The organism is Clostridium pasteurianum (assembly GCF_001705235.1).
In the GTDB taxonomy this organism is placed as follows: Bacteria; Bacillota; Clostridia; order Clostridiales; family Clostridiaceae; genus Clostridium_S; species Clostridium_S pasteurianum_A.
The window spans coordinates 438,474-453,061 of sequence record NZ_MCGV01000001.1 but is presented as its reverse complement, the minus strand read 5'-3'; the positions used below and the strand labels follow the sequence as shown (position 1 = coordinate 453,061).

General features: G+C 28.9%; 15 protein-coding genes and 1 pseudogene. 11 read left to right on the top strand and 5 right to left on the bottom strand.

All coding sequences use genetic code 11. The features are described from left to right. Positions 1-302 precede the first annotated feature (302 nt). Complete coding sequence (locus tag BEE63_RS02080) at positions 303-1,571, top strand: deoxyguanosinetriphosphate triphosphohydrolase family protein (protein ID WP_207646928.1); 1,269 nt, start codon at positions 303-305, stop codon at positions 1,569-1,571. A gap of 51 nt (positions 1,572-1,622) precedes the next feature. Then, positions 1,623-1,886 carry a hypothetical protein gene (locus tag BEE63_RS02075; protein WP_066019806.1) on the top strand — a complete coding sequence of 88 codons (264 nt, stop codon included), beginning with the start codon at positions 1,623-1,625 and terminating at the stop codon, positions 1,884-1,886. A 576-nt stretch (positions 1,887-2,462) separates the two neighbouring features. On the opposite strand, the gene galE is transcribed toward BEE63_RS02075, so the two are convergent. After that, positions 2,463-3,449 (bottom strand): UDP-glucose 4-epimerase GalE, encoded by a 987-nt coding sequence (gene galE, locus BEE63_RS02070; protein ID WP_066019805.1) that lies wholly within the window; start codon positions 3,447-3,449, stop codon positions 2,463-2,465. Between the two features lie 195 nt (positions 3,450-3,644). Between galE and BEE63_RS02065 the strand changes: the two genes are divergently transcribed. Further along, positions 3,645-4,286, top strand: a complete 642-nt coding sequence (locus BEE63_RS02065) for an undecaprenyl diphosphate synthase family protein (RefSeq protein WP_066019804.1) — start codon at positions 3,645-3,647, stop codon at positions 4,284-4,286. A gap of 351 nt (positions 4,287-4,637) precedes the next feature. Continuing rightward, positions 4,638-5,378, top strand: coding sequence for an HAD hydrolase family protein (locus BEE63_RS02060; RefSeq protein ID WP_066019803.1), 741 nt, complete (start codon positions 4,638-4,640; stop codon positions 5,376-5,378). Between the two features lie 63 nt (positions 5,379-5,441). Here the strand turns inward: BEE63_RS02060 and BEE63_RS02055 are convergent, their stop codons facing one another. Further along, positions 5,442-7,355 carry an LTA synthase family protein gene (locus tag BEE63_RS02055; RefSeq protein WP_066019802.1) on the bottom strand — a complete coding sequence of 638 codons (1,914 nt, stop codon included), beginning with the start codon at positions 7,353-7,355 and terminating at the stop codon, positions 5,442-5,444. A gap of 192 nt (positions 7,356-7,547) precedes the next feature. On the opposite strand from BEE63_RS02055, the gene rlmD reads away from it, so the two are divergent. Together rlmD and BEE63_RS02045 are read left to right on the top strand one after the other, a co-directional pair. Further along, entirely contained in the window at positions 7,548-8,909 is a 1,362-nt protein-coding gene (gene rlmD / locus BEE63_RS02050) for a 23S rRNA (uracil(1939)-C(5))-methyltransferase RlmD (protein ID WP_066019801.1), read from the top strand. 7 nt (positions 8,910-8,916) lie between these two features. Further along, the gene (locus BEE63_RS02045; protein WP_066019800.1) at positions 8,917-9,108 is read left to right on the top strand and encodes a YwbE family protein; all 192 of its coding nucleotides are present in this window, start codon (positions 8,917-8,919) and stop codon (positions 9,106-9,108) included. Positions 9,109-9,527: 419 nt separating this feature from the next. Here BEE63_RS02045 and BEE63_RS02040 read toward each other — a convergent pair whose 3' ends face one another. After that, on the bottom strand, positions 9,528-10,409 hold the full coding sequence (locus tag BEE63_RS02040) for a LysR family transcriptional regulator (RefSeq protein WP_066019799.1): 882 nt from the start codon (positions 10,407-10,409) through the stop codon (positions 9,528-9,530). A 354-nt stretch (positions 10,410-10,763) separates the two neighbouring features. Here BEE63_RS02040 and BEE63_RS02035 point away from each other — a divergent pair, with 354 nt between their 5' ends. Further along, positions 10,764-11,690, top strand: coding sequence for an AEC family transporter (locus BEE63_RS02035; protein WP_066019798.1), 927 nt, complete (start codon positions 10,764-10,766; stop codon positions 11,688-11,690). Between the two features lie 215 nt (positions 11,691-11,905). On the opposite strand, the gene BEE63_RS02030 is transcribed toward BEE63_RS02035, so the two are convergent. Then, on the bottom strand, positions 11,906-12,154 hold the full coding sequence (locus BEE63_RS02030) for a hypothetical protein (RefSeq protein ID WP_066019797.1): 249 nt from the start codon (positions 12,152-12,154) through the stop codon (positions 11,906-11,908). Between the two features lie 103 nt (positions 12,155-12,257). Between BEE63_RS02030 and BEE63_RS21120 the strand changes: the two are divergent. Next, positions 12,258-12,392: pseudogene (locus BEE63_RS21120) on the top strand (ketopantoate reductase C-terminal domain-containing protein); the annotation flags it as partial. A gap of 51 nt (positions 12,393-12,443) precedes the next feature. Here the strand turns inward: BEE63_RS21120 and BEE63_RS02025 are convergent. Continuing rightward, positions 12,444-13,187: an IclR family transcriptional regulator gene (locus BEE63_RS02025; protein ID WP_066019796.1), complete on the bottom strand. Its 744-nt coding sequence runs from the start codon at positions 13,185-13,187 to the stop codon at positions 12,444-12,446. A gap of 430 nt (positions 13,188-13,617) precedes the next feature. On the opposite strand from BEE63_RS02025, the gene BEE63_RS22420 reads away from it, so the two are divergent. From BEE63_RS22420 to BEE63_RS02015, 3 genes are read left to right on the top strand one after another with little or no spacing between them, the layout of a single operon-like run. Then, positions 13,618-13,776 (top strand): hypothetical protein, encoded by a 159-nt coding sequence (locus BEE63_RS22420; RefSeq protein WP_347463709.1) that lies wholly within the window; start codon positions 13,618-13,620, stop codon positions 13,774-13,776. Beyond that, positions 13,770-14,156 (top strand): hypothetical protein, encoded by a 387-nt coding sequence (locus tag BEE63_RS22415; protein WP_347463708.1) that lies wholly within the window; start codon positions 13,770-13,772, stop codon positions 14,154-14,156. The genes BEE63_RS22420 and BEE63_RS22415 overlap by 7 nt, the downstream gene beginning before the upstream one ends. A 41-nt stretch (positions 14,157-14,197) precedes the next feature. After that, positions 14,198-14,389, top strand: a complete 192-nt coding sequence (locus BEE63_RS02015) for a YwbE family protein (RefSeq protein ID WP_066019795.1) — start codon at positions 14,198-14,200, stop codon at positions 14,387-14,389. Positions 14,390-14,588: the final 199 nt, after the last annotated feature.

Genomic DNA, 14,588 nt, shown 5'->3' with positions numbered 1-14,588 from the left:
TTTCTGTAAAGTTCGAAAATTCCGTAGGTACGGAGGAATTTTTTCCTTAAACAAATGTTATGGGTAAAATAATAATATTGCAGGGCGGTTTAAATAAAGGTCAATAAATCTTGTAGGGTAATTATTAAAAAACTTAGATGTTTCAGTTTGTCTGAGCCGAGAGGCGAGTTACTGAAACTTCTTAGTTTTTTGATAATTACCCTCTTAGATTTATGATCTTTATTTAATGCCCTGCAATATTATTATTTTACCCATAGTTTCTTTCCAAACATACATTATTATTGTATAATTGTGCTAATAGAATGCAAATAATAAGTGGCATAAAGGGGATGAATATAGTGCAAAATGGTCAGTTTAGAAAAGTAGGTGCTTACGAAGAAAATAAGTTATGGCAGAATTTTGTAAAAAGAGAAGAAGACCTTTATGGAAGACACAAGGACATACGAAGCGAGTTTGAAAAGGATTATGATAGAATATTACAGTGTACTGCATATAGGCGTTTAAAGCATAAAACTCAGGTGTTTTTTGCAACCAATCATGATCATGTATGTACCAGGATAGAACATGTTAATCATGTGGAAAATGTGAGTTATAATATAGCAAAATATTTAGGACTTAATACAGAACTTACTAGAGCAATAGCTATAGGCCACGACTTAGGTCATGCACCCTTTGGGCATACAGGAGAGGGGATATTAAAAAAAATAGTTGAAGATGAAATAGGAGAATCATACTGGCATGAAAAAAATAGTTTAAAGTTTGTTGATTCAATAGAAACGCTTCAAGATCAAAGAGGAGATGAAAAAAACTTAAATCTAACCTATGCTGTAAGAGATGGCATTATAAATCACTGTGGTGAAGTGGACGAAAATGTGATTAAACCTAGAAAGGAATATATAGACCTTAAAACTATTTCAAGACCTAATGAGTATGCACCATATACATGGGAGGGCTGCGTTGTAAAAATATCCGATAAAATATCATATTTAGGGCGTGATATAGAAGATGCAATTACATTAAAAATATTATCACCGGAGAAAATGAAGGAATTAACAGAAATAGTTGGAGAAGCATCTCTTGTTGAAAATGGCGAAATAAATAATACTTTGCTAATGCATAATTTTGTAATAGATTTGTGTGAAAACAGCATTCCAGAAGATGGTCTTAAATTTTCCAAAAATTATATACAATTAATGAATTCAATTAAAAAATTTAATTACGATAATATATATGGGAGCAAGAGACTTGAATTTTTTAGAAATTATGCAGCGCTTATAATAAAATCAATATATAGTGTTTTAATGGGGTTCTATTTTAAAGGAGATATCTTTTCTTCTATGGATAAAGTGGAAAAATGTTATCCTGAATTAGTACGTTCATTTAAGGATTGGATAAAAAAGTATTCATATGGGGAAATGCCAGTAGAACTAAGAAAATCTCAGAACTGGAAGAATAAGAATATATACAATTTAAGTAGCAAACGGGATTATGTTAGAGCAGTAATTGATTACATAACAGGAATGACAGATCAATATGCTATAAAGATATTTAATGAGCTCATAAAATTTTAAAAAACTATGGTCAAAAGAGAATTTATATTTTGAAATACGGAGGTTATGTATATGATAGTTAGAGAATTAGAGGAAAATGAAAATGAAAAATGGGTTGAATTTGCCGAGAAAAGTTTGTCAAAAACAATTTCTGTAGGTGAAACTAAATCAGATTCATGCTTTAAATTGGTTGTGGAAACCCACGATGAAATCATAGGTGGTTTGAATATTGAAGGTGAAAACAAGAATGCAAAATTATATGTCTTACCTCAATATAAGGAAAAAAGATTAGGAGAAATACTTATTAGTGCGGCTAAATACATAGAGTGTCAGTAACTGAAAATTGTTAATGCATTTTTTTATAAAATTACTTAATAAAAAATATTGTGAACTTATAAGTTTGAGGTATTTTTCTGTGAAAAAAGGTTATTGACACCTTTCTTCATTTCTTTTACGGAAAACTTTTAAATTTAGATTTTTAGTATCATAAGCCACAAGCCTTGTGTATGATTTTATTCACAATATATTAAAAGGATGACTAATACATTAATCTATTTAGGGGTTAAATAATATAGATATCAAAGTAAATCATGTATTTAAATTTCGCAAACTGCGTAGAAGCATCGAAAGTTTGCTCGTTTAAATAGTGATTTACTAATTGAATCTATACAGTTCATACCCAAAATTAAAATTCCGTAGGTGCGGAGGAATTTTTTCCTTGCTTTACCCTCTAATCAAAATAACAGTGCTGAAGGAACGATTTAAAAAAATTCTAATAAATATTGATTAAAAAATCGTAAAATGCTTAGAGTTTTGAATTTGTTTGAACGTTAGTGAGTTATTCAAAACTCTTAGTATTTTACGATTTTTAATCTTAGATTTATAGAACTTTTTTAATGTTCCAAAGCACTGTTATTTCGTATAACCATTTGGATGATTTTTATGCCATTTCCAGGCTGTTTCAATTATTGTTTCAAGAGAATTGAATTTAGGTTTCCAGCCTAATTCCTTAATAGCTTTATCAGAAGAAGCTATTAAAGTTCCAGGATCACCAGCACGTCTTGCACCAATTTCGGCTTTTATGTTTATTCCAGTGACCTTTCTAGCTACTTCAACTACTTGTTTTACTGAAAAACCTTTTCCGTTTCCTAAATTATATATTGCACTTTTTTCACCTTTTTGAAGACGCTGTAAAGCTAAAAGATGTGCAGCAGCTAAATCTGAAACATGTACATAATCTCTTACGCATGTACCATCTTCTGTGTTGTAGTCATCTCCAAAAATCATTATTTTATCCCTTTTTCCTGAAGCGGCTTCAAGAATTATTGGGATTAAGTGAGTCTCAGGATTATGATCTTCACCTATACTTCCATTTATATGAGCTCCACAGGCATTAAAATACCTTAAAGCTGTATATTTTATTCCATAAGCGTTATCACACCATTTTAATATTTTTTCTACTGCGAGTTTTGATTCTCCATATGGATTAGTAGGAAAAGTCTTATCTCCTTCTAAAATAGGAATATTTTCAGGCTCGCCGTATGTTGCTGCTGTTGATGAGAATACTATGTATTTTACATCGTGCTTATTCATAGCACCCAAAAGTTTAACGGTAGAATGTATGTTATTGTCAAAGTATTTTAAAGGATTTGAAACGCTTTCACCAACTAAAGAATTTGCAGCAAAATCTATAACTGCATCTATTTTATTTTCTGTAAAAACTTTATCTAAGAAATTTTCGTCTCTTAAATCTCCAACGTAAAGTTTATGTCCAATTGTTGATTCTTTATGTCCGGTAGAAAGATTATCGGCTATTACAACACTATGGCCATTTTCAATAAGATAACGGACCATATGACTTCCTATATAGCCTGCTCCACCACAAACGAGTACATTCATTAAAAGACCTCCCAATTAATATATAAAGTAAATATTTTATTTTATAAGTACATTTTAACACAAATAAAGTGTAAATAAAATTTTTGTTCAGTGAAATTATTATTAAGAGTTTTTAACTATCAATGTAAATAGGTGTATAAATAATTCATAATTAAACAATAATAAAAGTAAATTATGTTTTTGGAGGGATTATTTATGCACTTGCCAGATCATATAGGTATAATTCCAGATGGAAATAGAAGGTGGGCAGTATCAAATGGAATGTCAAAGGAGGAGGGTTATAATCTTGGTATCCTGCCAGGGCTTAAGCTTTTTAGATTATGTAAGGAAGTAGGAATAAAGGAAATTACATACTATGGTTTTACTGTTGACAATACCAAAAGGCCTAAAAATCAAAGGAAGGCATTTACGAAGGCATGTATAAAGGCTGTTGATGTCCTTTCAAAAGAAGATGCAGCACTTCTTGTTGTTGGGAATACTCAATCTGATATGTTTCCAAAGGAGCTTTTGCCATATACTAAAAGAACTGTTTTTGGAAAGGGAAGTATAAAGGTTAATTTTTTAGTTAATTATGGATGGGAATGGGATCTGAATAAATTAAAATCTTCAGAAGACAGAAGTAAAAAAATAGTAAGTTACATTAATTCTTCGGATATATCAAGAGTGGATTTAATAATAAGATGGGGAGGAAGAAGAAGATTAAGCGGATTTCTACCTGTGCAATCTATATATTCTGATTTTTATGTTATAGATGATTATTGGCCTGATTTTAAGCCTGAACATTTTTTTGATGCACTAGATTGGTATAACAAGCAGGATATAACTCTTGGAGGCTGAAACAAAATTTAATGCAATGGCTAAGTGTCAGTTTTTTTATTTAATTAATTTGTCTGGAAGTGAATAAAATTACAGGATATCCTGTCCAATATATAATTTCATTAAATAATATCTTTTAATAAAGGTAACAGACACTTTTAATAATAAATATTAAATTAAACGCTTATTACCAATATTTATAAAAAATTCGATTAAATTTAACAAAAAAATTTTACTGCTTGTAAAAATAATTGTTTACATTTATCAAAAAAAATAGTATTATTAGTGTAAAGAATATATTTAATATTATATAAGATATTTCATAAATATACATAAAATATACAATTTAATAAAACGTGGGGGAATAGGAGTATGTATGAAGGCGTAATAATAGACATAGATTATATATTAAGTACTATGAAAAAGTTGAAGATAAATTTCGACAAAACAATAAAATTGATTAATGTACTTGTTAAAAATAACATACCTGTAGTACTTTACACGGAAAATAGTAGAGAGTGCATTGATGAAGTTAAGGGATACTTAAAGACAAAAGAGCCTGCTATAGTAGCTGAAGGTGCTCAAATATATTCACCATTTGATACTGAGTATGAATCAGTATTTCCTCTAGATATAAATACGGTTTGTAAACTTGGAAATTGGGCATTGAATCAAAATTTAGCAGTTAATATAAATACAGATGAGAAAAATATGAGTTATTTGGAATGGGTTAAAGGTTTAAAGTGTGTTAATTATAGAAATTCTAATAGTAGCTATTCTAAGGTTGTAAATATTGAAATGCATATGGAGAATGATGATAAGCGAATTGAACTTTTAAATTTTATAGGAAAAAATAATTTGGAATGTTATGCACATATGTATTTAAGTCATGTGTCTTGTATAAATTCTATGGTTGATAAGGGAAATACTTTAAGATACCTTGCCAGTAAAAAAAGGTGGAATATTAAAAAGTTTGTTATGGTAGGTGAGTATTTTAAAGATTCATCTATTTTTGATGAAATTGGGTATGGAATGTCGATTTCTGATTTCCACAGAAATATTTTTGGTATGTTCGAAAAAACTTTTGATAATAACTTGGCTAATATTATTTAAATTTAATAAAGCTTTGTTCATAAATAGCCACGGTTTTTTACTTTAAACCGTGGCTATTTTTATCTATTTTTTATTAATGAATTTTTTTATTAAATTATGATTTAAGGCATCATCCGAATATTGAAGCTGCGACAGTGCGTTGTCTTTTTTAGCTTTTAATTCAGCTGTTTCAGGAATTGTATTTCCTGTTTTTATATCATAGTAAGTATTTGTCCATGATACGTAAAATACATTTCCATCAGTAAATGAACCATTTCTAAATATTACATTTCGATTTTTTGAGCCAAATAAGTCAGTTCCGAGCATGTACTTTTGTGGTAAATTGAATATATTTGCAATGGTTGGATATACATCAATTTGACCAGAATACTCTGAGTTTGTACTTTTATATTCATCTTTTGGAAAATGAATTAACATAGGTACTTTTTGAAGCTCATACCAATCTAAATCAGTTGGATTTTGTATGTTCTTAAAGTTATATAAGTCATTTATTTTATCCTTTGGTATAGCATAATGATCTCCATACAGAACAACAATAGAATTGTCCATAATGCCGCTGCTTTCAAGTTTATCGAGAAAAGCACCAAGTTGGGCATCTGTATAATGTATTCCCTTAAAATAATTTCCAAGAAGAGTCCCTTCATAACTTCCTACATTGAAATTTCCATAGCCTTTAGTGTCATCATAAGGGTAGTGACTACTTAAGGTTATAATAAAGGAATAATAAGGCTGACGGAAGCTTTTTAATCTGTTAAAAGTCTGATTTAAAAAGGACTTATCACTTAATCCTAATCCAACTTTTTCATTTATATTAAAACTTTTTTCTCCAAAGAAATCATCAAATTTTTCTGCTTTATACATTACATTTCTATTCCAAAAACCTTCTCTGTAACCATGAAGGACGGCAGTATAGTAATTATTATCATTCATTTCTTTGGCTATAGAACTATAGGTATTTCCAGCATATAAATAGTATGCGGCACCTGAAGAAGCAGGATAAAGAGAATTATTTACTAAAAACTCTGCATCAGATGTATTTCCGGATGAAACTTGATAAAAAAAGTTATCAAAATACATGGATTTATTTACCCACCTATTTAAATTGGGGGTTATTTCTTGATTTTCAATTTTTGAATTAATTACAAATTGTTGAAGTGCCTCAACTTGTATTATTATGAGATTTTTACCCTTGCCAATGCCAGCCATTTGGGAAGCATTATTGGTTTCATTCTTCTTAAGGGCTGTTTTTATATCATTTTCCCTAGCGCTGGAAAGTTTTTTACTGTTTAAAATCTTATTAGATGCAACATTATATAAATCTAGCATGTGAAAATCTATGGCTCCTAAAAATTTATCAATATACACTTTATTGTACATTGTTTTTAAGAGGCCTTTCTGTGAAACAGACATTTTGTATATCGCATTTCCGTTAACATAGCCAGCAGGAATAGCTAGAACTAAAAATAAGACAAATCTTATAAATATATTTATTTTTAATCTAGGAAATTTTCTATAAAGAAATAAAAGTGGAATTAAAATTACAACATCAATTAAATATAAGAAATCGTGAGGATATATTAAACTTGTAACACTAGATTGTACACTTCCAAGCATGATTCCATTTTTTATAACACCTATAGAAAGTATATCCTTAAAATATCTAAAATAAACAGTATCTGCAATTATTAAAATACTGATTATAATATCAAAGGCATATAAAATGTAAGTTCTTATTTTGCCCCTGAAAAGCGTTGATATGCTTAAAATACATACAATCGAAGCTAGTATTGGTTTTATTATTAATTTATAGTGTGTATACTCAGGATAGATAAATCTATCAAATTTGATTAATTTAATGAGTATGATAATTAGAAATAGTATAAGGTCTATATTATCTGATAATAAATCCTTAACAATTTTTATTAGAAATTTTGTGGATTTTTCTAGAAATTTTATATTTGTGGCTAAGCTTTTCATATTTCCTCCGCTGTCCTATTTTTTTCTCTATTTTTATGATATTCCAACCCAAAAACATTGTAAAGTATAATAGCAATTTTTCATAAAGTGTTAATATTATAAATCCATATTTACATAGGAGCTGTATTAGTGCATAATAGTATGGAGAAATTAAAGAGAAGAATAAAGTAAGTATGAGGAGAAATGAATTAGATGAAAAAGAATGAAATAAAAGAGTTTTTAATTGAAGATATAGAGTTCCCTGCTGTTGGAATAACACATTTTAATGATAAAAAGGTTTACATAAAGGGCGCAGTACCAGGCCAAAAGGTTACTGCAAGGATAAGCAAAATAAGAAAGGGCAAAATAGATGCAAAACTCAAGGAAATAATTGAAAATGTTCCTGATGCCATAAAACCAAGCTGTCCTGATTTTGGAGTATGCGGCGGTTGTATACATCAATTTTTAACTTATGAAAAACAGCTTCAATTAAAAGAAAAAGAGGTACTTAAACTTTTTAAAGAAGCTGACATAAAAGATTTTGAATACTTAGGTATAGAAGGCAGCCCGGAACAAACAGAATACAGAAACAAAATGGAATATACCTTTGGAGATTTTGTAAAGGGCGGAGAATTAACCCTCGGAATGCACGCTAAAAATGGAGGATTTTCAATAGTAAATACGGATAATTGTATTATAGTTGATGGAGATTTTAGAATTATCCTTAAAACTGTAGTAGAGTATTTTAGAGGTAAAGAACTTCCTTTTTATAAGGTTATGATGCATAGAGGATACCTCAGGAATTTAGTTGTAAGAAAAGCTAAAAACACAGGAGAAATATTAATTGCACTTGTAACTACATCTCAATTTGATTTTGATTTGTCAGAGCTTACAGAAAGTCTTAAAGGCATAAATTATGCAGGAAAGCTTAAGGGAATACTTCACGTTGTAAATGATGGACTTGCAGATATGGTAAGAGCCGATAAAGTTAATATTTTATACGGAGAAGATTATATAACAGAAAAAATTCTTGATCTAAAGTTTAAAATATCGCCATTTTCTTTCTTCCAAACTAATTCTAAGGGCGCTGAAAAATTATACAGTAGGGTTTTAGAGTTCTTAGGTGATGTTTCAAATAAAACTGTTTTCGATTTGTACTGCGGTACGGGAACTATAGGCCAGCTTGTCTCAAAGAAGGCAGAGAAGGTAATAGGTATAGAGCTTATTGAGGAGGCAGTTGAAGCTGCAAAGGAAAATACAAAGCTCAATGGAATTTCAAACTGCGAATTTATAGCAGGGGACGTGGCAAAAGTTATAAAAGAAGTAAAGGAAAAGCCAGACGTTATAATACTAGACCCACCAAGACCTGGCGTTCATCCAACTGCCATGAAGTATGTAATAGAATTTAATGCAAAAGAAATAGTTTATGTTTCTTGCAATCCAAAGACACTGGTAAATGACCTTAAGGTTTTAACTGCTTATGGGTATGAAGCTAAGAAGGTTAAGATAGTAGATATGTTCCCGATGACTGGGCATGTAGAGACGGTTGTTAAACTTTATAGGAAGGAAGAGTAGTAATATTATGGATGGAACGATACGAAAAGACATCAAAGTAGGAGCGAAAGTCCTTGTTGTTCAAAAGCAAGACCAGCGCTCTGGGAAATTGACTGAAGGTGTTGTGCAAAGAATCCTTACAAACTCAGAAGTTCATCCTCGCGGTATCAAAGTAATGCTTGAGGGTGGAATTGTAGGAAGAGTTAAAGAAATAAAATAATATTTAAATATAAAGCTATTAGAATTCATTTGAACCTGGAGTTCATGGTTTCTAATTTTAGTTTATTTTATATTTTTCTCGAGGAACTTATTTTAAGATATCTTGATTTTATATCATTATATGATATTTTAAAAAAATTTACCTGTGTTGTGTAATTTGTTTGACTAGCAAATTAAGAAGCAATTTGATTTATAGTTAAGTACCGATTACATATACTGTAAAACTATTATGTTTGTATTATAAAATAGAGTAGTTAAATAAATAGTATTGAAGCTGGTTACGATTCGCCTCCACTAAAAAACCCACGAAAATTTAATTTTTGTGGGTTTTTTATTTGATTTTAAAGCAATGAAAATACTCTTAATAATTTTTTGATGCCTAACTGACATGTTAAATGATTTATAATCGAAGTTAAAAAACTAATTATTTTGATGAAAATCTTTAATAATATCTATGAAAGATTTTAAAATATCATCTAAGAATAAATCTTTCCTATATATTAAATTAATTGTCTGCTTAGGTGGATAATCAGAAATAGGAATTGCTTTGAAATCAATTTTATTTACAGATTTTATATAAGAATTTGGCAAAATAGTAATGTTATCAGAATGTTCAATTAACCTTATACAAGAATCTAAATTAGTCGCTTGAATCCTAGGTTTACAAATATGATTTATCATACTAAAGGCATTATCAATGTTTTTTCGTGAGGTGGAATAACTAGGCAATAATACCATATTTTCCTGCACTAAATCTTTCAATGATACAGAGGAATACTTTGTGAGCCTTGAGTTTAATGGCACAACAGCAAGATAAGATTCGATATTTAGGAGTTCAGAATGTATGGAAGAATCTTCTGTGGATTCATAAATTAATCCTAAATCTAGTTTGCCATTTTTTACATTATTAATGATTGTACTGCTGTTATGCTCCTCCATTGTAATTAAAATGTTATTATAAATAGTATTAAATCTTGAACAAGGAATTAATAGTAAGTGAGAGCCAGAAGCTCCTATTTTGATTTGTTCTCTCGATTTTCCTGTATAATTTTTTATGTCTGCTTCTGCTTGCTCAAGATCAAAGAAAATCTTATATACATGCTGTTTTAAAATTTTGCCAGGCTCTGTTAGCACTGTTTTTTTTTGAACATAATCAAAAAGTTTTACATTTAACATGCTTTCTAAAATTTTTATTTGATTGCTTAAGGTAGGTTGTGAAATATTAAGACGCTCCGCAGCCTTTGTATAATGAAGCTCTTCCGAAAGAACTAAAAAATAGTTTAATAATCTTATTTCTAACATAATAATGTGTTGCCTCCTATTCATAGGCGTAAACTATTGTCATCATATTAAATATAGTATTGATAGATAAATCATAAACTAATATAATTACTTTGTAAATGGTATCAACTTTTGATTTAGGATTTGGAACTAAAAGTTAATATCAAAATAGTTAGTGTTTATGTTACACTAAAATAATAGTATATAGCAAAGAAGCTAATTTAAATGGATTAACTCCTTTTTATTTCGAGAAAATTTATTTGTGTGAGTGATCTGAAAAAAATTTATTGCATCAAAAAAATTAAGAATGTGAATAGTTATGCTTTAAAAATATAAATGTTGAAAATGAAAATGTAACAACTTAGGAGAATTTAAATGGATATTATACTTGTATTTAAACAAATGATAATTTTATTTATATTAATGATTACTGGCTATATAGCTAATAAGAGAAATATTATGAATGAAGAAAGTGACAAATTATTTTCAAAATTAATTGTAAATATTACTTGTCCAGCTTTGATTATTTATTCAGTTGCATCTGGAGAAAGATTAAAAGATAAGAGTGTGATTATATATATTTTTGTAGCAGCAATAATATATTATGTGTCTATACCAATTATATCTAAAATTTTAATGAAGATATTAAAAATAAAAAAAAGTGTGCAGGGATTATATGAAAGCATGCTTGTATATTCTAATTTAGGATTTATGGGTATACCAGTTGTAAGCTCTATATTTGGAAATCGTGCTATATTGTATATATCAATATTTATGTCTGTATGTAACATCTCGCTTTATACTTATGGTATATTTTTATTAACTAAGAATAATGGAAATACAGGTAAGCAAACTATTGATATTAAAAAATTCTTTAATGCAGGAACTATTTCAGCGATTATAGCAATTGGACTATATATAATGAATATTTCTTTACCTGAAATTATATTAGAACCTCTTAAATTGGCAGGCAATATAACAACGCCTTTAGCTATGCTTGTCATTGGTTCAACACTTGTGAAATTTTCTTTTAAAGAAATTATAAAAGAAAAATGGATTAGTATATTTGCAATTATAAGACTTTTTGTATTAGCAATAATTGTATGGTACATAGGTCATATCTTTATTAATGACAAGCTTCTACTAGGAGTTTTAGTAATTATTTCTGGAATGCCAGTTGCATCTAATATAGTGATGATGTGCAGTGAATATGGAGGCAATCAAGAATTTATTACAAAGGGTGTATTTATTTCAACATTATTTTCTGTTGTGACAATACCTATTATTGCAATGTTACTTTAATAATATGGATATTAACACCAAAAACTTATTTTTATTGGAGGATTTGTATTAATGTATGAAAAACTTATTTATGAGCAATTAACGTCCCTAGAACAGAGACATTGTTTATAGATGTTTTTTTTATTAGTTGGTTAATTACATTTATGCCATGGCTAAAAGCAACTAGTACTTATATGGTAATTAACATAATTGCAGATGCAACATATCATTTCTTATTAATTATGTTGGCATATACAGCTGCAATAAAATTTAAAACAAATCAATAATACGGAAATACCATTTATAAAGAAAGAAATAATTAACATAGTTCTTCTTACAAAATAATCAGATAAACCAGAAATTAATATCATACCAACGAATCCGCTAAAGCTAGACATAACAAAACCAGCAGTTGCAAGTGATATTCCTCTAACTTGAGTTAAAAACATCATAACGAAGGTTGTAAATACAAGTAACCAAGTCATATAGAAACATCCAACCAATGAGGATAGCTTAACATTTCTATATTTTAAAGCCTAGTATAATAGCAAGAATTAAAAGTGGAAGGCCAACAATAGAGAATATCAATCATATGTGCCTTCCGTAGTGCAAGATATGCTTGCTAAGAGACAAACTGAGGTGGATTTTATTAATGGCGCTGTACTTCGTGAAGCTAAAACGATTGGTATTGATGTATATGTAACAAGAGTTATTATTCATTAATTAAAATTATTCAGGAAAGATATAATGATCAAGTATTTGGTAGCTAATATTTTAATAGCATAGGAAGTTCATGTATTTGTTAGAATATATTAAAGTTTCTTTATTATTAATCATTCTTTCAGATGGTCCTGAAATACTTATTGCTGCAACTGTATGTCCAAGCCTGTCTTTTATGGGAGCTGCAAAACACACTAACCCAATTTCGCATTCCTCTAAATCTTCTCCATAACCTTGTGTTTTAGTTTTTATTAAATCTTCAATTAGATCATCAGGATTTGTAATAGTATATTCAGTTCTCTTTTCAAAAGTAAAAGAATGGACAATTTTATTCAAATCTTCATTTTCAAGACTTGCCAGTAACATTTTCCCCATTCCAGTAAAGTATGCCGGTAAGTTGGCACCTATCTTTGATGACATTTGAACGGTAGAGTTGCTTGATACTTTATCCATGAAAATAATGAAATAGTCTTCATCAAGAATAGATAGATGAGTAGATTCATTATGTTTATCTCTAAGTTTTTCTAAATAAGGTTTAGCAATAGAAAACTTATTTTGATTTTCCAATACAATTGAAACAAAATATTCAAATTTAATTCCTAACTTGTATTTCGCATTAGCTGACTTGTGTACATATTCCTTCTTTTCTAACGTGTACAGCATTCTAAATATACCAACTTTTCCTATATTTAATTCTTTACTTATTTCTACAACACCCAACTCATTATGTTTACTTAATAAATCTAATATATCTAAAGTATTTGATACAGAACTAAGAAGATATTTATCATCATTCATTTTTTATCATCCTTTTGTATATGCAATCATCATTATAATTTATACCATTTCAAGTTGATACTAACATTAAAATAATCATACAGAGAATATAAATTATAAATATTTTGGGAAACAAACTATAAATTTTTGGTGTGCATAGGTTTTCATAAAAAGTCAACTCTTTTATAGCTGATATGTCTGTTTGAGATATATTAACGCTAATTTTGACTTTTCAAAAACTATATTCATATTAAGTTGTTCTGACATTTAAGAAAAATAGTTTCAACTCTCCGCCGAGCTTTTGACAAAGTGTTGCGAAGAAGTTTATCTAAAGTAATTTTGTTCTGATAGTAAGGCGATACCAGAAAAAGCTATCGAAGATGCATTTGTAGAAAGTTACCGTATATTATATTCCGATAACAAAGAAGTACTTGAAGAATTTTTGAAAAGGATGGAAGATAATTTAAATAGTAGTAGTGCTAACAAGAAAATATTCAAAATAGATAAGGAAATAACTACATTAGCGGGAAAGAAAAATAAATTAGTTGACATGAGATTAGAGAATCAATTGATAAAGCTGCCTATGAAACAAAGTATGCTGATTTGGTAGTAAATCAAAAAAACCTAATTGAAGATAGAAAGAAGCTTGTTGAAGCCTCTGAAAATGAAAAAGACATAAAACGTAAACGTCGTTTAAAAGAGTTTAAGAAGACATTAGAACAAAATCAGGTGTTGGATGAATTTTACAGATATGTTTTTGAAAGTGTGGTAGAAAAAGTTATTATAGGTGGTATTGATGAAGACGGAAATAAAGATCCTGCACAAATTACATTTGTCTATAAAACAGGATTTAAGAATAGTTTAAATAGTGATAAATTTAGACCTCAAAGAAAAAATGCTAAAGGAAGACATAGAACTGATGAATTGCATTCGCATCAGAATAACGATGTTGAAAAATTGCATTCTGATAGTAGTTTCGACACATGTTGAAATTGTCGTTAAACTTTATAGGAAGGAAGAGTAGTAATATTATGGATGGAACGATACGAAAAGACATCAAAGTAGGAGCAAAAGTCCTTGTTGTTCAAAAGCAAGACCAGCGTTCTGGAAAATTGACTGAAGGTGTTGTGCAAAGAATCCTTACAAATTCAGCAGTTCATCCTCGTGGCATCAAAGTAATGCTTGAGGGTGGAATTGTAGGAAGAGTTAAAGAAATAAAGTAATATTTAGGCATAATAACTAAGAAAAGGACTATGAGTTATGATACTTTGATTTAGTAACTTCATAGTCTTTTTCTATTTTACAAATAAAAGATATATGAGTGTAGAAAGTCATATATCTGTTGTTTGTAAGTTTAAATAGAATATATCTAATTAGTTTTCAATCATAAAATTTATCCTAATGCTGTACATCTGAATTGAT